This is a genomic window from Streptomyces sp. NPDC042346 (genome assembly GCF_055581845.1).
Genome location: NZ_JBVJEH010000012.1, coordinates 333,429 through 353,788, shown reverse-complemented (window position 1 = coordinate 353,788; position 20,360 = coordinate 333,429). Strand labels below are relative to the sequence as shown.

Here is a 20,360-nt window from a genome sequence, read left to right as displayed (position 1 = left end):
GGGTCCGTACCCATGGATACAGTGGGGCCACGATGACACGATTCCGCGAGAGCGTCCGGTCCCTGCTGCGCGAGCAGGTGCTCGACGCCGCCTACCGCCTCGTCGCCGCCGAGGGCTGGGGCGGGCTGCGCATGACCGCCATCGCGCGGGCCGCGGGGATCAGCCGCCAGACGCTCTACAACGAGTTCGGCTCGAAGGAGGCCATCGGCAAGGCCCTGGTCCAGCGCGAGCTGGAAGGCTTCCTGCTCGGCATCCAGCGCGAACTCGACGCCCACCGGGGCGACCTGGAAGCGGCGGCGGCCGCAGGCGTCGGCTACACGCTCCAACAGGCCCTGGACAACCCCCTGATCAAGGGGGTCCTGGTGGCCGCGCGGGGCGGCGAGGACGATCTCCTCGCCTATCTGACCACCCGCCCGGAGCCGGTCTTCGGGACGGCGATGACGATGCTCGACGCGTACGCGATCGAGGCCTGGCCCGACGTCGACGAGGAGTCGCGCGGCCTCGCGGTCGAGACGATCGTGCGGCTCACGGTCAGCCACATCGTCCAACCGGTGGCCTCCCCGGAGGAGTCGGCGCGGCGCATCGCCCGCATCACGGCGCGGACCGCGTACCCCGGCGGCCGCTGAGGCGTCGCCCGGCCGGGCCCGGGAACCGGGCGGCGGGGCCGTCCGACTGACTCAGAGGGACGGACCGCAGGGACCGACGGTCCGGATCGGCCGTCCCCGTCGTCCGTCCACGACCCGGGAGAGTCATGAACCGCCGCAACCTGCTCCGCGCCACCTCCGGCCTCGGTGCCGCGTCCGCCCTCGCGGGCGTCGCCGCGGGAACCGCCGAAGCCGCCGCGGGACCCGCGCCCACCGGAACCACCGCCGGAACCGCCGCCGGGGCCGCCCGCGCGGCCGGTCGCCCGTTACGCGTCCAGCTCGTCCTCTTCGACGGCGTCGAGGAGCTCGACTTCGCCGCGCCGTACGAGGTGCTCTCGGCCGCCGGATTCTTCGCCGACCGACCGGTGGAGGTCCGTTACGTCACCCCCTCCGGCCCGGGTACCGTCACCGCGGCCTACGGGACGAAGGTCCGCGTGGAGCACCCCTGGGCCCCGCACCGGGCCGATCTGCTCGTCGTCCCCGGCGGCGGCTACGCGCGCCGCGACAGCCCCGGGGTGTGGGCCGAGATCGACAAGGGAGTCCTGCCCCGTGCCCTCGCGGCGGCGGTCCGGCCGGGGCTCACGGTCAGCGCCCTGTGCACGGGCGTGATGCTCCTCGCGGCGGCCGGCCTCACCAAGGGCCGCCCCTGCACCACCCACCACAAGGCCCGGCCCGATCTGGAGCGGCAGGGCGGGATCCTGAAGGCCGCGCGGGTGGTCGACGACGGCGACCTGGTGACCGCCGGCGGCGTCACCTCCGGCCTGGAGCTCGCCCTCTGGCTGGTCCGGCGGGAGCTGGGCCCGGACGCGGCGAACAGCCTGGAGGCGATGCTCGAGTACGAGGCCCGCGGCACGGTCTGGTCCCGGGACTGAACGGCGGGGGAGGTGCAGTGATGTCGACGAGGCCCGGTGTCGGACACGGGGGATCTCCGGCACCGGGCCTCTGTTGAATATTCTACGAGATCGTCAAGGGTGGCCCGCACACCAGGGCCGCACCGGGACCACGCCAGGGCCGGCCCGGGACCACGCCGGGGCCGGCCCGGCTGCCCCGTACCCGCGTCAGGAACGCGTAAGGACCCGGGGGCGCGGCGTCAAGACGGCGGGAAGGGGGGTCCCGGTCGCCGCGGAACGGCCACACGCTGAGCGGACCAGCAACGACGTCCGCCGCGTGGAGGAAAAGACACATGGCCGTCCTGACCACCGAGAACGGTGCCGCGCCCACCGCGGAGGACCCCCCGGATACCGGTGACCGCCACAAGCTGACGGCCCTGACGGGGCTCGCCGCGCTCTCGCTCGACGCGATGGCCTCCGTCGCCTACGGCCCCGAGGCGATCGTCCTGGTCCTCGCGGCCGCCGGCGGCTACGGGCTCGGCTTCACCCTCCCCGTCACCCTCGCCATCGCCGGCCTGCTGGCCGTCCTCGTGGCCTCGTACCGGCAGGTCATCGCCGCCTTCCCGGACGGCGGCGGCTCGTACGCGGTCGCCAAGGCGCACCTCGGCCGCCGCACCAGCCTGGTCGCCGCCGGCTCCCTGGTCCTGGACTACGTCCTGAACGTGGCCGTCGCCGTCACCGCCGGCGTCGCCGCCCTGACCTCCGCCTTCCCCGGCCTCCACGACGACCGGCTCGCGATCTGCCTCGGCGTCCTCGTCCTGATCACCGGCGTCAACCTGCGCGGGATCGTCGATTCCGCGCGGGCGTTCATCGCCCCCACCGCGGTGTTCATCGGCGCCATCATGATCCTGATCGTCGTCGGCCTCTTCCGTGACGCCCCGGTCTCCACGGCCGCGTCCGCCGGCCACGCCTCCGTGCTCGCCGACGACGCCACCACGGTCGGCGCCCTGCTCCTCCTGAAGGCCTTCGCCTCCGGCTGCTCCGCCCTCACCGGCGTCGAGGCCCTCGCCAACGCCGTCCCGTCGTTCCGCGCCCCCGCCGCCAAACGGGCGATGCGCGCGGAGGTCGCGCTCGGCGCGCTCCTCGGCGTGATGCTGATCGGCCTCTCCGTGCTGATCTCCCGCTTCGGTCTCCGGCCGGTCGAGGGCGTCACCGTCCTCGCCCAGCTCGCCGACGCCTCCCTCGGGCACAACTGGGCCTTCTACGTCGTCCAGTTCGCCACCATGGTGCTCCTCGCGCTCTCCGCGAACACCTCCTTCGGCGGGCTGCCCGTCCTGCTGAAGCTGCTGGCCCGCGACGACTACCTGCCGCACGTCTTCGGCCTCAAGGCCGACCGCCAGGTCCACCGCCACGGCGTCGTCTGGCTCGCCGTCGTCTCCGCCGGTCTGCTGGTCTTCTCCGGCGGCGACACCAACACCCTCGTCCCGCTCTTCGCGATCGGCGTCTTCGTCGGCTTCACCCTCGCGCAGACCGGCATGGTCCTGCACTGGCGGGCGACCCGGCAGTGGGGCAGGGCCGCGCTCAACGGCCTCGGCGCCGTCCTCACCGGCGTCTCCGCGATCGTCGTCACCGCCACCAAGTTCCACGACGGGGCCTGGCTGATCGTGATCGCCCTCCCGGCCCTCGTCCTCGCCTTCGAGGCCGTCCACCGTGCCTACGGCAGGATCGGCGAGCGGCTCGGCGTCGGCCGCGTCCCCGAGCCGCCGCACCGCGCGCGCTCCCTCGTCCTGGTCCCGGTCTCGTCCCTGACCCGGCTCACCAGCGAGGCCCTGACCGCCGCGGTCTCCCTCGGGGACGAGGTCCGGGCGGTCACCGTCTGCCACCCGGACGCGGAGGACCGGGAGGCCACGGAGGCCCTGGAGCGCGACTGGGCCCTGTGGAACCCGGGCGTCCCCCTCGTCCGGCTCCCCTCCGAGCGCCGCACGCTCGGGCGCCCGATCACCGCGTACGTCCACGGACTCCGGAAGGCCGAGCCCGACACCCGGATCACCGTCCTGATCCCGGAGGCCGAACCGGAACGGCTGTGGCAGCGGCCCCTCCAGAACCGGCGCGGCGCCCTCGTCGCCCGGGCCGTCCGCCGGGACACCGATGCCGTCGTCTGCCGCCTCCGCTACACCGTGTAGAGCGCCGAGCGGAGCACGAGTGGGCACCGCGCGGAGCACGGCGCGGAGTACCGCGCGGACGCGTCCCGCGACGGGCGAAGCACGGGCGGACGGGGTAGATCTCCCCTGAGAGGCGCGTCTGAGAGGTACGTCGCCGGTGACGACAGGGAGGCCGCCGTGGAAGGCAGAAGCAAAGGGTTCGTCCACTCCTTCAACCGTCTCGGCGGGTACGGCTTCGTCGTCCCCGTGGGCTCCGAGGAACAGGTGTACTTCAGCGCGGCGGACATCGAGGGAGAGGCCCAGTCGCTCTCCGAGGGCCAGCAGGTCACCTTCGTGCTCGTCCTCGGCGACGGCCGCTTCGAGGCGAAGGAACTGCGCCTCTGACCTGGCCCGCGACCGGAGGTGCGACAGGTCGCCGGTGGTACTGTGCCGAGGCCAGTCGCACCTTTGTGCTCACCCGAACGGGCGAGCGTACGGGTCAGGGAATCCGGTGGGAATCCGGAGCTGACGCGCAGCGGTGAGGGCGACGGGCGGAGCATCGGCCACTGGGCGGCGGAACAGGCCCGGGAAGGCGCTCCGTCCGGCTGACCCCGAGTCCGAAGACCTGCTGGCGGCCCCGGCGTCACGCCGTCGACCGGGGAGCACCCGTACGACAGGCTCCGCGTATGAGCCGTGGACGCAGAGGAATGCTCCGTGCCGTTCGCACACCACCCCGTCCGCTCCGCCGCGCTGCTCCTCGCCGGCACCCTCACCCTGCTCCTGACCGCGACGGGATGCGGCGGCGGACCCGCCGGGACCACGTCGGGGAAGGGCCGGGGCGCGGAGCCCGCGGCCGGCTACCCCGTGACCCTCGACAACTGCGGTGAGCGCGTACGGATCGACCGCCCGCCGCGGCGGGCCGTCGCCCTCGACCAGGGCGCCGCCGAGATCCTGCTCTCCCTCGGCCTGGCCGACCGCATGGTCGGCACCGCGACCTGGACCGACCCCGTTCTCAAGGGACTTGAGAAGCAGAACGCGAAGGTGCCGCGCCTCGCCGACCGCTACCCCTCCTTCGAGAAGGTGCTCGACACCGAACCCGACTTCGCCGCCGCCTCGTTCGGGTACACCCTCGGCAAGGGCGGGGTGGCCCCCCGCGAGCAGTTCGCGAAGCTCGGCGTCCCCACCTACCTCTCGCCGACCGACTGCGCCGGCAAGGACAACAGCGGCGACGGCGACGGCGTCCGCACCCGGACGCTCACCATGGAGACCGTCCACGGCGAGATCCGGGACCTGGCCCGGGTGTTCGGGGTGCCGGAGCGCGGCGAGAAGCTCGTCGCCGAGCTCAAGGGCCGGGTGGCGAAGGCCGCTTCGGCGGGCGACTTCACGGACGTCTCCGTCCTCTACTGGTTCGCCAACGCCGAGTCCCCCTACATGGCGGGCTGTTGCGGCGCGCCCGGCGTCGTCACCCGCGCGCTCGGCGTGAAGAACGTCTTCGACGACACGCGCGAGGAGTGGCCCCAGATCAACTGGGAGACCGTCGCGGACCGCGACCCCGACGTGCTCGTGATCGGCGATCTGACCCGCCGGTCGCAGTCGGCCGAGAGCGCCGCGAAGAAGATCGCGTTCCTGGAGTCCGACCCGGTCACCAGGAACATGACGGCGGTGAAGCGGAAGCGGTACGTGCTCCTCAGCGGCCAGGCGATGAACCCCACGATCCGTACCGTCGAGGGCGTCGAGAAGGTGGCCGCCGCGCTCCGCTCGTACGGACTCGCCAAGTGACCCTCCCCGGACCGGCCAAGACGTCACGCGGGGGAGGCACACGACCTGAGGGCGCTGCGCGACCCGAGAGCGGTGCGCGGCCCCGTGGCGGTGGTCGTGGTCGTGGGCGGCCTGTCGGCCGCGTGGTGGCGGACGGTGGTCGGGCGGTGCTGTGGGTCCTGGCCGGGCTCGCCGTCCTCTGCGCGTCGATCGCCGTGGCGATCACGATCGGGCCGGCGGACCTCCGCGTGGGCGAGGTGCGGTCCGTCGTCACCGCCCACCTGACCGGGGGCGTCTCGGACCTGTCCCCGATCCGGGACGGGATCGTCTGGAACCTGCGCCTGCCCCGCACCCTCCTCGCGGCCGTCTGCGGCGCCGGACTCGCCGTGTGCGGGACGGTGATGCAGTCCCTCCTGCGCAACCCGCTCGCCGACCCCTTCGTCCTCGGCGTCTCCTCCGGTGCCTCGACCGGCGCCGTCCTGGTCGTCGTCCTCGGCGTCGGCGGGGGAGTCCTCTCCGTCACCGGCGGCGCGTTCCTCGGGGCGGTCTGCTCCTTCGCGCTCGTGCTGCTGCTCAGCCACACCCTCGGCGGTTCACCGGACCGCGTGGTCCTCGCCGGAGTCGCGGCCATGCAGCTCTTCTCCGCGCTCACCTCCTTCGTCGTCATGACGGCCGCCGACGCGGAGACCACCCGCGGCGTGCTGTTCTGGCTCCTCGGCTCGCTCGGCGGGGTCGGCTGGGACGAGGTGCGGGTGGGCGTCGCGGTGCTCGCGGCGGCCCTGCTGATCTGCGGCGGGTACGCGCGGACGCTGGACGCCTTCGCCTTCGGCGAGGACGCCGCCGCGTCGCTGGGCGTCGCCGTCGGCCGGGCCAGGACCGTCCTGCTGTGCGTCACCGCCCTCCTGACGGCCGCTCTGGTCTCCGCCGCCGGCGCGATCGGCTTCGTCGGCCTCGTCCTGCCGCACGCGGCCCGCGCGCTGGTCGGCCCCGGGCACGCCCGGCTGCTGCCGGTCACGGCGCTCGCGGGCGCGGTCTTCCTCGTCTGGGCGGACACCCTCGCCCGTACGGTGCTCGATCCCCAGGAGGTCCCGGTGGGTGTCGTGACCTCGCTGATCGGCGTACCGGCGTTCGTCCTCGTCCTCTACCGCACGAGGGGTACGCGATGACCACGACCACCGACACGCGCGCGGGCGCGGGTGAGGGGCTGCGTGCCGACCGGGTCTCGCGCACCGTCGGCGGCAGCCCCGTCCTCGACGGCGTCACCCTCGCCCCGCGCCCCGGCACCGTCACCGGCCTGCTGGGCCCCAACGGTTCGGGGAAGTCGACGCTCCTCCGGCTCCTCGCCGGCGTCCTCGCCCCCGACAGCGGCGTCGTCACCCTCGACGGCGATCCCCTCGACGGCCTCGGCCGCCGGACCGTCGCGCGGCGCCTCGCCACGGTCGAGCAGCAGGCGGAGACGCAGGTCGACCTGACCGTCCTCGACGTCGTCCGGCTGGGCCGCGTCCCGCACCGGAGGGCCTGGGCCCCGGCGTCGGCGGCGGACGAGGCGGCCGTCCGCTCCGCCCTCGCCCGCACGGGCCTCGACGACCTGGCCCGCCGCTCCTGGCGGACGCTCTCGGGCGGGGAGCGCCAGCGCGTCCAGATCGCCCGCGCCCTCGCGCAGGAACCGCGCGAACTCCTGCTCGACGAACCCACCAACCACCTCGACATCCAGCACCAGCTGGACCTCCTGACCCTGGTCGCCGGGCTGCGCCTCACCGCCGTCGTCGCCCTGCACGACCTGAACCTCGCGGCGACGTACTGCGACGGCCTCGTCGTCCTCGCGGAGGGCCGCGTGGTGGCCCGGGGCACCCCGGACGAGGTCCTGACCGAGGAGCTCATCGCCGAGGTGTACCGGGTACGCGCCACGGTGACCCGCCCGACGCCCGGAGGCCGCCCCCACATCCGCTTCCTGGGCACGCTCCCGCCTCCCGGGGAGGGCTGAGCCGCGGGCGGGTCTGCCTACGATGGCCCCATGTCCGAGCGCGCAGATCCGGCAGACGCCGCAGGTCCCGACGACCCCACGACGGATGCCGGGGCGGGCGCCGAGCCCCGTACCCGCGTCGTGCCCCCCGCGCACGCCGTGTCCCCCGCGCACGCCGTGTCCCGAGAGCACGGGCGGACGCCGGGCGCCCGGGAACTCTCCGCGGCCGCCGAGGTGTTCGCGCTCCTCTCCGACCCCACCCGGCTCCACCTCCTGTGGCTTCTCACGCGCGGCGAGGCCGACGTCAGCGCCCTGACCGAGGCGTGCGGGGCGGCGCGCCCGGCCGTGAGCCAGCACCTGGCCAAACTGCGCCTCGGCGGTCTGGTGCAGTCCCGCAAGGACGGGCGGCGGGTCGTGTACGCGATGCCGGACGGGCACCTGAAGCGGCTGGTCGTCGAGGCGATCAGCCGCGCCGACCACGTGGTGAGCGGCGAGCCCTGGCACGACTGACGTCAACGCGTGCGCACCTGTGCACGTATCGGCTACGGTGAAGGGGTCCGCCGACCGCCGTGGCCGACCGGGGGCGTTCCCATGCTGTCCGTGCTGCGCAACCGCACCTACCGGCGCCTGTTCACCGCGCAGGTCGTCGCCCTCGCCGGCACCGGCCTCGCGACCGTGGCGCTGAGTCTCCTCGCCTACGACCTCGCGGGAACGAACGCCTCCGCCGTGCTCGGCACCGCCCTCGCGATCAAGATGGCCGCGTACGTCGGCATGGGCCCGGTCGTCGGCGCCCTCGCCGACCGGCTGCCGCGCCGGACCCTGCTCGTCGCCATGGACCTCGTACGCGCCGCGGTCGCCCTGTCGCTGCCCTTCGTCACCCAGGTGTGGCAGATCTACGTCCTGATCCTCCTGCTCCAGACCGCGTCCGCCGCCTTCACGCCGACCTTCCAGGCGACGATCCCCGAGGTGCTGCCCGAGGAGCGCGACTACACGAAGGCGCTCTCCCTCTCCCGGCTCGCCTACGACCTGGAGAGCCTGCTGAGCCCGGTGCTCGCCGCCGCGCTGCTCACCGTCGTCCCGTACGACCGGCTCTTCGCCGGTACCGCCGCCGGGTTCCTCGCCTCGGGCACACTGGTCCGCGCGACCGCCCTGCCCGCACCCGCACCCGCCGCACGCGCGGGAGGATTCCGTGCCAGGGCGGCCTTCGGTACGCGGCTCCTCCTCGGCACTCCGCGCCTGCGGGGCCTGCTCGCCCTCGACGTCGCCGTGGCGGCGGCGGGCGCGACGGTGCTCGTCAACACGGTGGTCCTGGTCCGCGACACCCTCGGCCGCACCCCCGGAGACGTCCCCCTCGCCCTCGGCGCGTACGGGGCGGGCTCGATGGCGACGGCGCTCCTCCTACCCCGCGCACTGGACCGGCGCCAGGCCTCCGCCAACCCCCGCCCAAGCTCCGGCCCCGGCCCGAGCTCCGGCCCCGACCCCCGCCCGAGCTCCGGCCGCGGCCCGAGCCCCGGCCCCGGGCCCGGCGCCGCTCCCGCCCGCGAGCGGGCGGTCATGCTGCGCGCCGCCTTCGTCCTGGCCGGGGCCCTCGCGCTGCTCGTGCTCGGGCTCGCGCTCGCGCCGGGGGCCTGGTCCTGGCCCGGGCTGCTCGCGGTCTGGCTGGTCCTCGGCGCGGCGACCTCGGCGATCCTGACGCCCGGCGGCAGGCTGCTGCGCCGCTCCGCGCACAGCGCCGACCTGCCCGCCGCCTTCGCCGCCCGGTTCTCCCTCTCGCACGCCTGCTGGCTGCTCACCTACCCCCTCGCGGGCTGGCTCGCCGCGCGCGCCGGGCTCGTGGTCGCGGCAGCGGTACTGGCCGGGGTCGCCCTGCTCGGCGCCCTGGCCGCCGCCCGCCTGTGGCCCCGTACGGACCCGGCCGCGCTGGAACACGTCCACCCCGAACTCCCCGTAGACCACCCCCATCTCGCGGCAGCGCCCGGCGGCAGCGGCGGCCAGGGCGGCCACCACGCGCACGACTTCCACATCGACGCCCTGCACCACCACTGGCCACGCCGAGCGACCGCCGTCCTCCCGAGGGGTCAGCGCGGCAGGCGCATCTCCAGGCCGTCCAGGACGACGTCCAGGCCGTAGGCGAACTTGGCGTCGCGGATGGCGACGGGGTCGACGGCCGAGTGGACGGCGGCGTCGGCGTACGCCTCGGCGAGGTGGTCGTGGCCGGCCGCGGCCTGCTGGGCGGCGGGCATCAGCCGGGCGATGAACCCGGCCTCGGTCTCGCCGGAGCGGGCGACCGTGGTGAGCCAGGCGGCCTCCGTCGTGCTCATCCCGATCACGTACGACAGGAGGGTGTCGATCGCCCGGCTCGGCTCCGGGAAGCCGGCCGCCGAGAAGAGGGCGGCGAGCCGCTCCGAGTACGACATCAGGTTCGGGCCCAGGTAGGCGAGCCCCGCCTGGCCGAGGACGGACGAGAGCCAGGGGTGGCTCAGGGCCGTCGCCCGGAAGGAGCCCGCGGACTCGGTCGCGGCGGCCCGCCAGCCGGCCCCGCCGCGGGCGGCGTCGGCCGGGGGGACGGTGAGCTCGGCGGCGACCTCGTCCACGGCGAGCTCCATGAGCTCGTCCTTGGTCGCGACATGGCGGTAGAGCGAGGTCGCGCCGGCGTTCAGACGGGCGCCGAGCTTGCGCATGCTGAGCGCCTCGATGCCGTCGGCGTCGAGCATGACGATCGCCTCGCGGACGATCGCGGTCCGGCTGAGCGCGGGCTGATCGGGTGCGGACTGCTGTCGCGCCCACACGGACGGGACGGGGTTCGCCTTGGCGGCCATGGGCCCTCCTTCACTGCGTACGGCGTTCGCATTCAGCGTACAGGTGTGGAGTGTTGCGAACACTGTGCGCGTCTGCGTACAGTGTTCGCATCGCAAGGAGCGAACGCAGGAACGACAGACGAAAGTCGAGGGGGAAGACCCATGGAAAGCAGCGCAAGCAGCCAAAGCGGCCACGACAGCGCAGGCCGCAACCCGCGCCGCTGGTGGATCCTGGTCGTGCTGTGCCTCAGCACCCTGGTCCTGGTGGTCGACAGCATGGCGCTGACCGTCGCGGTCCCCACGATGACCGAGGGCATCGGCGCGAGCGCCCAGGACATCCAGTGGATCCTGGACTCCTACATCCTGGTCTTCGCGGGACTCCTCCTCACCTCCGGAAGCCTCGGTGACCGCTTCGGCCGCCGGAAGATCATGGTGCTCGGCCTGCTGCTCTTCGGTGCGGCCTCACTCGCCGCGACGGTCTGCACCAGCCCCGGCGAGGTCATCGCCGCACGGATCGCGATGGGTGTCGGCGGCGCGCTGATCATGCCCTCGACGCTCTCCATCCTCATCACCGTCTTCGACGAGGACGAGCGGCCCAAGGCGATGGCGGCCTGGGGCTCGGTCTCGATGCTCGGCCTGGTCGGCAGCCCCGTCCTGGGCGGCTTCCTGATCGACCACTTCTCCTGGCACTCGATCTTCTTCATCAACGTCCCGGTCGTCGCCCTCGCCGTCCTCGCCGCCCTCACCCTCATGCCGGAGTCGAAGGGCCCCTGGCAGAAGCCCGACCCGCTCGGCGCGATCCTCTCCGTCGTCGGCATGACCGCGCTCATCTGGTGGATCATCGAGATCCCGCAGCACGGCGCCTTCGAGGGCCGCGGGCTCGTCACCCTGGCGGTCGCGGTCGTCTCCCTCGTCGGCTTCGTGGTCTGGGAGAACGTCACCCCCGAGCCGATGGTGCCGCTGGTCCTCTTCAAGCACCGCAACTTCAGCGGCGGTTCGCTCTCGCTGACCCTCGTGCAGATCGGCAACGGCGGCCTCCTCCTCGTCCTCACCCAGTACCTGCAGTTCGTCCTCGGCTACTCGCCGGTCAAGGCGGGCCTCGCCTTCGTCCCGCTGGCCGTCGCCGCCCTCATCGGCAACGGCGCCGGCGCCGGCCTCGCGGCCAAGATCGGCAACCGTGTCCTGATCCTCGTGGGCATGCTCGTCATGGCCGGCGCCTTCGCCCTGCTGACCACGGTCGACGCCCACTCCGGCTTCACCGTCCCGGCCGTCGCCCTGGGCCTGCTCGGCCTCGGAGCCGGCCTCGCGATGCCGGCCGCCGTCGGCGCCCTGATGAGCACCATCCCCGCGGAGAAGGCGGGCGTCGGCTCCGCCCTGAACGACACCATCCAGCAGGCCGGCACCGCGCTCGGCATCGCCATCCTCGGCTCGCTCCTCACCAGCACGTTCTCCCGAGAGATGCCGGCCGACGCCCCCGAGCAGGCCAAGCAGTCGATCGGCGGGGCACTGGCCGCGGCCAAGGGCGACCCCGCGATGATCGAATCGGCCCGCGAGGCCTTCACCACCTCGATGTCCACCACCTTCACGGTCGGCGCGATCGGCGTCCTCGCGGCGGCCGTCCTCGCCACCCTGGTCATGCGGGACGGCAAGAAGACCCCCGCCGATGCCGACGCCGACAGCGGGGTCGAGGCCGGGGCGGACGCCGGGACGGAGAAGTCCGAGCTCGTCGCCTGACCCTCCGCCAGTGACAGGAGCCGGTGCCCCCAGGGGTGCCGGCTCCTGCCGTACGCGCTCCCGCGCGCGAAAAGCTTCGGCGAACAGCCGCGTCCACCCGCCCCGGCCTGGCACGCTTTCGTCCGTGACCTATGTCGTAACCGTGGAAATACGCATTCCGGAGGGTGCTCCGGAGCTGGACGGGCTCCACCGCGTGGGAGCCTCCGCCCTGCTGGAGCAGGGCTTCGCGTCGGTGGCCGGTATCGAAGGCGCCGACGGCATGGAGATGGACCTGTTCGACGTCGCCGTGGCCGTCCATCCGGGCGGGGCGATCCTGAAGGTGATGGTCGCGGCGCCGTCGCTGGAGTTCGCGGAGGAAGCGGTCGGCTCCGTGAGCGAGGAGGTCCTGGAGCGTTCGGAGCTGCTGGCCGAGTGGACGGTCGAGAGCAGCGAAGTACAGCTGCACACCGACGCGGCGCGCGAGAGCCTCGAAGCGGCCGACGGGCCCGGCGCCCCGCCCAGCGACCCGCAGGCGCGCCGGGCCCACCACACGGCGAAGCCCGACACCGACGACGAGGCGGAGCGGGAGGCGCAGGACCACGACGCCGCGTTCCGCGCCCTGGCGAGCCGTCTGCGCTCCTTCACCCCGGCCACCTTCGGCGTCCGGGAGGAGCCGGAGGGGGCGGGGGAGACAGCGGAGCCGGCGGGGACAGGGGATTCGGGGGAGCCGGGGGAGGCGCGCGAGCCGGGCGAGGGTGTTCCCGGAGTCACTCCCGAGTGCGCCGAACTCGCCGCCGGTTCCCTGGTGTACGGCGCCGAGGTCCTCATCGACGAGCTGTACGACGACGTCCAGGCCCTCGCCGAGGAGGACACCACCGTCGCCGAGTGCCAGGGGCACCTGTGGCACCTCGACCAACTGCCCTCGCGCCACGCACCGCAGTACAACGAACTCTTCGCGCGCCGCTTCCTGGTGACCGCGATCGCCCTCACCACCCGGTTCACCGACGGCAGCTTCCGGCGGCTCGGCTGTCTCGCCGAGGAGCTCGTCCTGAAGCTTCTCCTGGAGCAGGCCCACGTCACCCTCGATCTGCACGGACTCCTGGACGACGAGGTCGCGGCCGCCCTCGGGCGCTTCGCCGGCGAGGTCTACGAGGACATGGACTTCGCGTGGCTCCGGGACGAGGGCGAGGACGGCGCCGGCGAGGGCGCGGCGACGCTCGGCTTCGGCACGTGGTTCACGCCCTTCGACGACGCGCGGTACGTCCACCCGTACGCCCTCGACGAGATGCCGGAGACCGGCGTCCCGGACACGGCGGAGAACTGAGCAGGTACGGGCGTGGCGGGCGCGGCCGGGCACAATGCGCTCATGGTGCAGTCCTTCCTACCCGTACTCGAACGCATCGGCGAGGAGATCGAGGGCCTCGCCGGCCGGGGCCGCCCGGCCGACTACATCCCGGCCCTCGCCGCCGTCGACCCGAACCGTTTCGGGATGGCCGTGGCGGAGCTCGACGGCACGGTGTACGGGGTGGGGGAGTGGCAGCAGCCCTTCTCCACCCAGTCCGTCACCAAGGTCTTCACGCTCGCCCTCGACCTCGCCCGGGAGGGCGACAGCCTCTGGGAGCACGTCGGCCGCGAACCCTCCGGCAACCCCTTCAACTCGCTCGTCCAGCTGGAGTACGAGCACGGCATCCCCCGTAACCCGTTCATCAACGCCGGCGCCCTCGTCGTCACCGACCGCCTGCACCGCATGACCGGCGACGCCTCCGGCAGCCTCCTCGACTTCCTGCGCGCGGAGTCCGCCAACCCGGACCTGGACTTCAACCGGGACGTCGTCGCGTCCGAGACCGCCCACGGCGACCGCAACGCCGCCCTCGCCCACTTCATGGCCTCCTACGGCAACATCGGCACGCCCGTGCCGACCCTGCTCCGCGAGTACTTCCGGCAGTGCTCCATCGAGGCCTCCTGCGGCGATCTCGCCGTCGCCACCGGCTTCCTCGCCCGGCACGGCATCCGCGCCGACGGCTCCCGCCTGCTCACCCGCAGCCAGGCCAAGCAGGTCAACGCCGTGATGATGACCTGCGGCACCTACGACGCGGCGGGCGACTTCGCCCTCCGGGTCGGGCTCCCCGGCAAGAGCGGCGTGGGCGGCGCCATCATCGCCGTCGTCCCGGGCCGCTGCACCGTCTGCGTCTGGAGCCCGGGCCTCGACGAACGCGGCAACTCGGTTGCCGGCGTCGCCGCCCTGGACCGCTTCACCACCATCACGGGCCTCTCCGTCTTCTGACCTGCGGCGTCCCGGCCGTACGATGGACCGCCGTCCCGGGGCGGGTGGACGAGCGACGCACGACGAGTGGCGCACGACGAGCGACGCACGACGAGTGGCGAGCGGCGAGTACGGGACCGGCGGGAGGGCAGCGGGATGACGGACCGGAGCGGGAACGAGGCGGAGTCCTCGCCGCGCAGGCGCGGCCAGGGAAAGCTGGAGGCGCACGTCCTCTCCGTGCTCAAGGGCGCCGTCGAACCGGTGCCCGTGGCATGGGTGCAGGAGCGCCTCGGCGGCGACCTCGCGTACACGACCGTGATCACGATCCTCACCCGGCTGCACGGCAAGGGCGCCGTCGCGCGCGAGCGGTCGGGGCGCTCCTTCGTCTGGACGGCCGTGGCCGACGAGGCGGGGCTCGCCGCACTGCGGATGCGCAAGGTCCTTGACGCGGAGGCGGACCGGCACGCCGTGCTCGCCAGCTTCGTCACCGCCCTCTCCCCGCACGACGAGCTGCTCCTGCGCGAACTCCTCTCGGCGGAAGCCATAGAGCCCGCGGGGTCCGGGGAGTCCGGGGACCTCGGGGACCTCGGGGACCTCGGGGACCGCGGGGACGCCGAGGGCTTCGCGGAGGGAGACCGGTAGCGTCATGGGCGTCTTCGTCTTCCTTCCGCTGGTCCTTCCGCTCACCGCCTGGCCCGTCGCCCGGCTCGCCGAGAGCCGGCTCCATCCCCGTACGGCGACGCGCCTGCTCTCCGCCGTCGCCGGTGTCCTCGCGGTGTGCAGCACGCTCTGTCTCGGCCTGCTCATGATCGTCGGCACGGCCCAGCTGCCCGGCAACCCGCTGCCCGACGCCTGGTCGGACCCCGAGGTGCGCGCGGCCCTGCCGTACGACGAGGTGGCCGGCCGGCTGGCGATCCCGGCGCTGCTCGCCGTCCTCGTCTCGTGCGTCGCCGCGGCCCGGCGCCAGGTGCGGGCACGCCGGCGTGCCGAGGGCGCGCTCGCGGGCCTGCCGGAGACGTCCGTGACCGTACTGCCGGACGGCGCCCCGTACGCGTACGCGCTGCCCGGCCGCCGGCGCGGACGTCGACCGGGCCGTCGGCGCGGCCGGGTCGTCGTCAGCACCGGCATGCTCGCCGCGCTGACCTCCCGCGAACGCCGGGCCCTCTTCGCCCACGAGCGGGCCCACCTGGCGGGGCGTCACCACCGTCACCTCCTGACGGTGCATCTCGCGGCCCGCGCCAACCCGTTCCTCCGCCCGCTCCGTACCGCCGTCGCGTACACCGCCGAACGCTGGGCCGACGAGGAGGCCGCGACGGCGGTCGGCAACCGCCGCTGCGTGGCCCGCGCGATCGGCACGGCCGCCCTGCTGGCCCCGCCCGCGACCACCGCGCTGCTCCCCGCCGTCACCGGCGCCGGCCCGGTGCCCCGCCGGGTCGCGGCCCTGCTGCGACCGGCCCCGGCGGGCCGCACCTGGCCGTCGCTCTTCACCGCCGTCGGCTGCGCGGCCTGGGGCGCTGCCTTCGGTGCGACGGTGTCGGCACTGTCCTCGGCGAACTCGGCCGTCACCCTCTTCCTCGTCCTGCGGGCGGCCACCCCGATGTAGCGCCCGTCCTAGGGGTGTCTAGAGGTCGAACTCGTGCGGCGGCAGGCCGAGCGTGAAGCAGGCCTCGCGGACGACGCCCTGCTCGGTCTTGTCGAAGTCGCCGTCGGCGCCGCCGATGACGATGCCTATCTGGACGACGGCACGGGCCTCGGCGGGCTTCTTCTTCGCCTTGGCGATCTCCTGGAGCACGCTGACCCTGCCGAAGTCGAAGTCGGCCGTCAGCTTGTCCAGGTTCTCGTCGAAGCGGCGCTGGAGGTCGGTCGCGTCGAAGTTCTGCAGCACCTCGTTGGACGAGATGAGCTGCGCGACCCGGCGGCGCTCCGCCGGGTCGATCGTCCCGTCGGCGGCGGCCACCAGCGCGCACATCGCCATGCTCGCGTCCCGGAAGGCGCCGCTCTTCAGGTCGTTCTTCTTCGCCACCAGCTGGGTCTGCATCCCCGATGCGGATTCCTTGATGCGGTCCCACAGGGCCATGTTCGGTCACTCCAGACGTCGTCGATTACTTCTACGCGTCTGTAGAACGTGACCGTGCTGGGGAAGGTTCCCGGCCGCCGCGGCCGATGTGACGGGCCGTAGTCCGGGGGCCGGGACGGTGCCGGGCAAGGGTGTCGACGGGGTGTCGTCGTCCTCGCCTCGGAGCAGGGCGATCAGGGAGGCACGGGCGCGGGCCACGCGGGAGCGGACCGTGCCCACCGGACAGCCGATGGCCTCGGCCGCCTCGGCGTAGGGAAGGCCCAGGAGTTGGGTGAGGACGAAGGCGTCCCTCCGCTCGGCGGGAAGCGCCGCCAGGAGTTCCGCGAGGGCGATGCCGTCCTCGAAGCCGGGGAGGCCCCGGGGCTGGGTGTGTTCGGCCTCCGTCTGCCAGTCGTCGCGGTCGGACAGACGGGGACGGGCGGCGGCGTACCGCAGGCTGTCGACCACGGTCCGCCGCGCTATGGACAGCAGCCACGTACGGGCCGAGGAGCGCCCTTCGAAGCGGGGCAGCGCGGCGAGCGCGCGGAGGAAGACCTCCTGGGTGAGGTCGTCGGCGGCCTGACGGTCGGCGCCGAGGTACGTCACGTACCGCCGGACGTCGCGTTGCAGCGCGCGGACGAACAGGTCGGCCATGGCCGGGTCGCCGTCCCGGGCCGCCAGGGCGAGCCGGGTCGTCGCCGCGTCGGCGTCCGGCGCCCGCGCGGGGCGGGGCGGGGCCGTAGGTCCGTGAAGGAGGGTGTCGTGGGCAAGGGTCATCGCCACAAGTCCTTACGAGGCAAGGGGAATCCGGCGGCGCGCGGACGGCGGCACCGGTGACTGGTACGGCCCGCCGGAACGGCATGACCGATGCCCGGGCGGCGGACGCGTGTCCGTCGTGCCCGGGGAGCCGGCTGTCAGAGGACAGCGAGTGCCTGTGGAGGACCTCGGGAGACGACGGAATGGGTGAGCAGGAGCCGTCGGGGAGCGCGCTCGTCACCCGCGCGGCAGGGCCGGAGGCGAGGGAGGTGACGGGGTGCCGGGACGAGGGTGGTGAACAGCAGGCGCAGGGGCCGGGAGAGGCCCATCGGCAGGGACCGCAGCAGACGGAAGACGGCCCGCTCCCCGTACGCCATCCACAGTCCGCTCAGGAGCGCGGCCAACAGGTGCGCCGACAGCATGCCGAGGGACGACGGCATGTCTGTCATGTCGTGGACGGCGGGCAGTTCGGTGACGCCGTGATCCATGCCCGCGTGGGACATGGCGGCGTGGGACATGGCGGCGTGAGGCATGTCCGCGTGAGACATGCCGGCTTGCGTCATGCCGGCTTGCGCCATGCCCGCGTGGGACATGGCCGCGTCGGCGTGTTCCGTCGACGGGCGGGCGGCAGCTGCCGGTTGGGACCAGGAGAACACCGTGTGCAGCACGCTCTGGACGGCCACCGTCGCCGCCGTCACGGCGAACAGCCCGCGCTCGCGGCCCGCCAGGAGGAAGCTGACCGCCGTGATTCCCGTGAAGGCGAGGGCCAGCGTCCAACCCGGCACGCCCTGACCCGACATGACGATGTGTCCGATGGCCGCGAGCAGCACACAGACGGCCGCGAAGATCGCGGCCCGCGCTCCTCGGGAACATCGGCCTGGTGTCATGGCGCGCCCATCCTCGCACCCCCTCCGGCGGTGTGCGGGCCGGTATCCGCTGTCTGCTGTCGGCTCAGGACTACGGGACTGTGGCGCGCCCCACAAGAGTGCCTCGGGAACTTCTGCCACCGTCGCCACGACTCCTTGGACGTCGGGACGTCGGGACGTCGGGATGTCGAGTTGTCGCGGGGGAGAGGGGTACGGCACGTGAGGACGGCGCTGCTGACGACCGCCATGGCCTTCTCGATGATGCAGCTCTTCCTCATCGGAGCGCTCGGCCCGCGTCTCGTCGACGACCTCGGCGTCTCGGAGACGGTCCTCGGCCTCACCACCACGGTGGGGTTCGGCACGGCCGCCGTCCTCTCGCCCCTCGGCGGCCGGATCGTGGACCGGGTCGGCCCCCGGCGCGCGCTCGTGGCACTGCTCGCCGTATCGGCCGCCGCACTCGGTCTCATCGGTGCGGCCGACGGGCCCGCCCTGCTCCTCGCGGCCGTCGCGCTCGGCGGCCTGCCCCAGGCGCTCGCCAACCCGGCGACCAACAAGGCCGTCCTCGCCACTGTCCCGGCTCCGAAGCGGGGCGCGGTGACCGGCGCCAAGCAGGCCGGCGTCCAGTGGGGCGCCTTCGCCGCCGGGCTCCCGCTCGCCGCGGCGGCGGGCCTCGTCGGCTGGCGGGGCGCGGTGGCGGTGGCCGCGGGGGCGGCGCTCCTCGCGGGAGTGTGGGCATGGCGCACGCTCCCGGCCGACGCGCCGCCGATGCCGGTGAGGAAGCCCCGGTCGCGTGCGCAGCAGATGCCGATGGGGAAGTCCCGGTCGCGTGCGCAGCCGTCGGCGATGCCCACTTCTCGTACACCGGCCCCGCCTCCCGGTCGTCACGTGCCCTGGCTCGCCGCCTTCTCGCTCTTCCTCGGCGCGGGCATCGCCTCCGTCAACACCTACCTCGCGCTGTTCGGCGCCCGGCAGCTCGGCCTCGGCCCCACCGTGGCGGGCGCGCTGGTCGCCGTCCTCGGTGTCGCCGGGATCGCCGGCCGCGTCGGCTGGTCCCGGGCCGCCACGCCGGGCCGGGCCCCGTGGTTCCCGGCCCTGCTCGCCGGCGGGGCCGTCGTCGCCGCCCTGCTCCTCGCCCTGGCCGTCCGGGCCGAACTCCTCGTCTGGGTCGCGGCCGTCGCGGTGGGCGTCTTCGCCGTGTCCGGCAACGCGGTCTCGATGGTCCTGGTGATGCAGCGTTCCGCGTCCGGCCGCGCCGGGCAGGACTCGGCGCTGGTCGCCGCCGGCTTCTTCGCCGGGTTCGCCGTCGGGCCGCCGCTGTACGGACTGCTCGCGGAGCGCGGCCGGTACGGGCAGGGGTGGCTCCTGGTCGCGGCGGAGTTCGCCGTCGCCGGGGCCGTCGCCCTCGCCTGGGCGCTGCGGGACCGGCGTACGAGAACGGGCGTCCCGGCATGACCGGCGAGGCCTGGGCCGAGAACGCCCTCCGCCTTCTGTTCCGGCGCGTCGACGAGACCGCCGAGCAGGTGGGCGGCCGCTTCCCCCTGTACGCGGACCCTGCCGACGGCCGCTGGACGACGACCGGGCGGGGGTCGTGGACCGGGGGCTTCTGGGCCGGGCTCCTCTGGCTGCGCGCCCGGCACACCGGCCTCCCCGCGCACCGTTCGGCGGCGGTCGCCGCCACCGCCGCGCTCGCCCCCTGGGCCGAGGCCGACACCGCGACCCGGGGGCTCATCCTCTGGTACGGCACCGCCCTGGCCGAAGCGGATGCGGCGGCCGACGCCCTGCGCGAGCGCGCGGCGCGGGCCGCTCTCGGAGCCTTGGACCCGGTGCTCGGCCTGGTCCCGTGGGGCGCGGTGCTCGGCGGCCCCCGGCTGCGGGCGCGCGCGGACGGCGTTCCCGGGCTCGTTCCCCTGCTGGCGTGTGCCGGGCCCGAGGGCCGGGCGGCAGCCGAGTCCCACCTGCGCCGCCACCTCGACCTGTGCCTGCCCCGCGACGGCACCCGGCGGCCCGTCCCGTCCTGGCGCTGGGACGAGGCCGGATCGCTCTGGGCCGCCGAGCCCGATCCGGCGCCCGGCTGGACCCGGGGCGAGGCGTGGCTCCTCCTGGCCGTCGCGGACGCCTTCCCGCACACCGGCGTCACGGAGTGGCTGACGGAGACCGCCGAACTGCTCCTCGACCGCTGCGCGTTGCTCACCGGCCCGCTCGTCCCGCCGGCCGACACCGGCCACCCCGAAGGACCCGTGGACACCTCCGCGGCCGCCATCACGGCCGTCGCCCTGCTGAAGCTCTCCCGCGTTCCCGGGGCCGCGTGGGCGTCCGCTTGCGCGGACCGCGCACGGTCGGTCCTGCACCGGCTGGCGTCCGCCCATCTCACCGGGCCGGACGGGCCCCGGCCGGCCGGCATGCTCCTCGACGGCTGCTACGACGCCGCCAGGGGTACGGCCGTCCGGCACGAACTCGTGTGGGGCGACTTCTTCCTGGCCCTCGGCCTGGCCGCCCTCCTCGGCCGTGCCGACCTCACGCGGGTGTGACGCGTCGGTTCTCCGTCGCCGCGTGCGGCAGCAGCCGTGCCCGG

At 74.2% G+C, this 20,360-nt stretch carries 20 protein-coding genes and 1 riboswitch; of the genes, 16 read left to right on the top strand and 4 right to left on the bottom strand.

Translation table 11 applies throughout. From position 1 onward, the window contains the following. Window positions 1–32: 32 nt before the first annotated feature. From ACZ6K0_RS36900 to ACZ6K0_RS36860, 9 genes are all read left to right on the top strand, one after another. Window positions 33–626, top strand: a complete 594-nt coding sequence (locus ACZ6K0_RS36900) for a TetR/AcrR family transcriptional regulator (protein WP_376413371.1) — start codon at window positions 33–35, stop codon at window positions 624–626. A 125-nt stretch (window positions 627–751) separates the two neighbouring features. Then, window positions 752–1,516 (top strand): DJ-1/PfpI family protein, encoded by a 765-nt coding sequence (locus ACZ6K0_RS36895; RefSeq protein ID WP_376413373.1) that lies wholly within the window; start codon window positions 752–754, stop codon window positions 1,514–1,516. A gap of 311 nt (window positions 1,517–1,827) precedes the next feature. Beyond that, window positions 1,828–3,657 carry an APC family permease gene (locus ACZ6K0_RS36890; RefSeq protein WP_469236174.1) on the top strand — a complete coding sequence of 610 codons (1,830 nt, stop codon included), beginning with the start codon at window positions 1,828–1,830 and terminating at the stop codon, window positions 3,655–3,657. 156 nt (window positions 3,658–3,813) lie between these two features. Next, window positions 3,814–4,020 carry a cold-shock protein gene (locus ACZ6K0_RS36885; RefSeq protein WP_376413377.1) on the top strand — a complete coding sequence of 69 codons (207 nt, stop codon included), beginning with the start codon at window positions 3,814–3,816 and terminating at the stop codon, window positions 4,018–4,020. A 35-nt stretch (window positions 4,021–4,055) separates the two neighbouring features. After that, window positions 4,056–4,262: riboswitch (cobalamin riboswitch) on the top strand. A gap of 67 nt (window positions 4,263–4,329) precedes the next feature. After that, on the top strand, window positions 4,330–5,394 hold the full coding sequence (locus ACZ6K0_RS36880) for an ABC transporter substrate-binding protein (protein ID WP_469236175.1): 1,065 nt from the start codon (window positions 4,330–4,332) through the stop codon (window positions 5,392–5,394). A 122-nt stretch (window positions 5,395–5,516) separates the two neighbouring features. Continuing rightward, entirely contained in the window at window positions 5,517–6,539 is a 1,023-nt protein-coding gene (locus tag ACZ6K0_RS36875) for a FecCD family ABC transporter permease (RefSeq protein WP_376413380.1), read from the top strand. Then, window positions 6,536–7,357: an ABC transporter ATP-binding protein gene (locus tag ACZ6K0_RS36870; RefSeq protein ID WP_469236176.1), complete on the top strand. Its 822-nt coding sequence runs from the start codon at window positions 6,536–6,538 to the stop codon at window positions 7,355–7,357. Before ACZ6K0_RS36875 ends, ACZ6K0_RS36870 begins: the two co-directional genes overlap by 4 nt. A 138-nt stretch (window positions 7,358–7,495) precedes the next feature. Next, window positions 7,496–7,846, top strand: a complete 351-nt coding sequence (locus ACZ6K0_RS36865; RefSeq protein ID WP_469236195.1) for an ArsR/SmtB family transcription factor — start codon at window positions 7,496–7,498, stop codon at window positions 7,844–7,846. Between the two features lie 81 nt (window positions 7,847–7,927). Then, window positions 7,928–9,466, top strand: coding sequence for an MFS transporter (locus ACZ6K0_RS36860; RefSeq protein WP_469236177.1), 1,539 nt, complete (start codon window positions 7,928–7,930; stop codon window positions 9,464–9,466). Here the strand turns inward: ACZ6K0_RS36860 and ACZ6K0_RS36855 are convergent. Next, window positions 9,415–10,155: a TetR/AcrR family transcriptional regulator C-terminal domain-containing protein gene (locus ACZ6K0_RS36855; RefSeq protein WP_376413389.1), complete on the bottom strand. Its 741-nt coding sequence runs from the start codon at window positions 10,153–10,155 to the stop codon at window positions 9,415–9,417. The two genes, ACZ6K0_RS36860 and ACZ6K0_RS36855, sit on opposite strands and share 52 nt — an antisense overlap. Before the next feature lie 141 nt (window positions 10,156–10,296). On the opposite strand from ACZ6K0_RS36855, the gene ACZ6K0_RS36850 reads away from it, so the two are divergent. The 5 genes from ACZ6K0_RS36850 to ACZ6K0_RS36830 all read left to right on the top strand — a co-directional run bounded on the left by ACZ6K0_RS36850 (window position 10,297) and on the right by ACZ6K0_RS36830 (window position 15,713). Beyond that, window positions 10,297–11,868: an MFS transporter gene (locus ACZ6K0_RS36850; RefSeq protein ID WP_469236178.1), complete on the top strand. Its 1,572-nt coding sequence runs from the start codon at window positions 10,297–10,299 to the stop codon at window positions 11,866–11,868. Window positions 11,869–11,992: 124 nt separating this feature from the next. Further along, the gene (locus ACZ6K0_RS36845) at window positions 11,993–13,171 is read left to right on the top strand and encodes an ICP22 family protein (protein ID WP_376413393.1); all 1,179 of its coding nucleotides are present in this window, start codon (window positions 11,993–11,995) and stop codon (window positions 13,169–13,171) included. A 42-nt stretch (window positions 13,172–13,213) separates the two neighbouring features. Next, window positions 13,214–14,131 carry a glutaminase gene (locus ACZ6K0_RS36840; protein ID WP_376413395.1) on the top strand — a complete coding sequence of 306 codons (918 nt, stop codon included), beginning with the start codon at window positions 13,214–13,216 and terminating at the stop codon, window positions 14,129–14,131. 135 nt (window positions 14,132–14,266) lie between these two features. Further along, entirely contained in the window at window positions 14,267–14,752 is a 486-nt protein-coding gene (locus tag ACZ6K0_RS36835) for a BlaI/MecI/CopY family transcriptional regulator (RefSeq protein WP_469236179.1), read from the top strand. Window positions 14,753–14,756: 4 nt separating this feature from the next. Beyond that, complete coding sequence (locus ACZ6K0_RS36830) at window positions 14,757–15,713, top strand: M56 family metallopeptidase (RefSeq protein WP_376413398.1); 957 nt, start codon at window positions 14,757–14,759, stop codon at window positions 15,711–15,713. Between the two features lie 18 nt (window positions 15,714–15,731). Here the strand turns inward: ACZ6K0_RS36830 and ACZ6K0_RS36825 are convergent, their stop codons facing one another. The 3 genes from ACZ6K0_RS36825 to ACZ6K0_RS36815 all read right to left on the bottom strand — a co-directional run bounded on the left by ACZ6K0_RS36825 (window position 15,732) and on the right by ACZ6K0_RS36815 (window position 17,809). Then, on the bottom strand, window positions 15,732–16,187 hold the full coding sequence (locus ACZ6K0_RS36825) for a tellurite resistance TerB family protein (RefSeq protein WP_376412331.1): 456 nt from the start codon (window positions 16,185–16,187) through the stop codon (window positions 15,732–15,734). A 6-nt stretch (window positions 16,188–16,193) separates the two neighbouring features. Then, window positions 16,194–16,943, bottom strand: a complete 750-nt coding sequence (locus tag ACZ6K0_RS36820) for a sigma-70 family RNA polymerase sigma factor (RefSeq protein ID WP_469236180.1) — start codon at window positions 16,941–16,943, stop codon at window positions 16,194–16,196. A 137-nt stretch (window positions 16,944–17,080) separates the two neighbouring features. After that, window positions 17,081–17,809: a hypothetical protein gene (locus tag ACZ6K0_RS36815; RefSeq protein ID WP_469236181.1), complete on the bottom strand. Its 729-nt coding sequence runs from the start codon at window positions 17,807–17,809 to the stop codon at window positions 17,081–17,083. Window positions 17,810–18,034: 225 nt separating this feature from the next. Here ACZ6K0_RS36815 and ACZ6K0_RS36810 point away from each other — a divergent pair, with 225 nt between their 5' ends. Together ACZ6K0_RS36810 and ACZ6K0_RS36805 are read left to right on the top strand one after the other, a co-directional pair. Further along, entirely contained in the window at window positions 18,035–19,240 is a 1,206-nt protein-coding gene (locus ACZ6K0_RS36810) for an MFS transporter (protein WP_469236196.1), read from the top strand. Continuing rightward, window positions 19,237–20,316: a sugar ABC transporter permease gene (locus ACZ6K0_RS36805; RefSeq protein WP_469236182.1), complete on the top strand. Its 1,080-nt coding sequence runs from the start codon at window positions 19,237–19,239 to the stop codon at window positions 20,314–20,316. Before ACZ6K0_RS36810 ends, ACZ6K0_RS36805 begins: the two co-directional genes overlap by 4 nt. The last annotated feature ends 44 nt before the right edge of the window (window positions 20,317–20,360 follow it).

What these genes read in the sequence shown, in the direction of transcription:
- ACZ6K0_RS36900 (WP_376413371.1), top strand. Translation starts at nt 33, where the DNA reads ATGACACGATTCCGCGAGAGCGTCCGGTCCCTGCTGCGCGAGCAGGTG.
- ACZ6K0_RS36895 (WP_376413373.1), top strand. Translation starts at nt 752, where the DNA reads ATGAACCGCCGCAACCTGCTCCGCGCCACCTCCGGCCTCGGTGCCGCG.
- ACZ6K0_RS36890 (WP_469236174.1), top strand. Translation starts at nt 1,828, where the DNA reads ATGGCCGTCCTGACCACCGAGAACGGTGCCGCGCCCACCGCGGAGGAC.
- ACZ6K0_RS36870 (WP_469236176.1), top strand. Translation starts at nt 6,536, where the DNA reads ATGACCACGACCACCGACACGCGCGCGGGCGCGGGTGAGGGGCTGCGT.
- ACZ6K0_RS36860 (WP_469236177.1), top strand. Translation starts at nt 7,928, where the DNA reads ATGCTGTCCGTGCTGCGCAACCGCACCTACCGGCGCCTGTTCACCGCG.
- ACZ6K0_RS36855 (WP_376413389.1), bottom strand. Translation starts at nt 10,155, where the DNA reads ATGGCCGCCAAGGCGAACCCCGTCCCGTCCGTGTGGGCGCGACAGCAG.
- ACZ6K0_RS36850 (WP_469236178.1), top strand. Translation starts at nt 10,297, where the DNA reads ATGGAAAGCAGCGCAAGCAGCCAAAGCGGCCACGACAGCGCAGGCCGC.
- ACZ6K0_RS36840 (WP_376413395.1), top strand. Translation starts at nt 13,214, where the DNA reads ATGGTGCAGTCCTTCCTACCCGTACTCGAACGCATCGGCGAGGAGATC.
- ACZ6K0_RS36835 (WP_469236179.1), top strand. Translation starts at nt 14,267, where the DNA reads ATGACGGACCGGAGCGGGAACGAGGCGGAGTCCTCGCCGCGCAGGCGC.
- ACZ6K0_RS36830 (WP_376413398.1), top strand. Translation starts at nt 14,757, where the DNA reads ATGGGCGTCTTCGTCTTCCTTCCGCTGGTCCTTCCGCTCACCGCCTGG.
- ACZ6K0_RS36825 (WP_376412331.1), bottom strand. Translation starts at nt 16,187, where the DNA reads ATGGCCCTGTGGGACCGCATCAAGGAATCCGCATCGGGGATGCAGACC.
- ACZ6K0_RS36820 (WP_469236180.1), bottom strand. Translation starts at nt 16,943, where the DNA reads ATGACCCTTGCCCACGACACCCTCCTTCACGGACCTACGGCCCCGCCC.
- ACZ6K0_RS36815 (WP_469236181.1), bottom strand. Translation starts at nt 17,809, where the DNA reads ATGACACCAGGCCGATGTTCCCGAGGAGCGCGGGCCGCGATCTTCGCG.
- ACZ6K0_RS36810 (WP_469236196.1), top strand. Translation starts at nt 18,035, where the DNA reads ATGGCCTTCTCGATGATGCAGCTCTTCCTCATCGGAGCGCTCGGCCCG.
- ACZ6K0_RS36805 (WP_469236182.1), top strand. Translation starts at nt 19,237, where the DNA reads ATGACCGGCGAGGCCTGGGCCGAGAACGCCCTCCGCCTTCTGTTCCGG.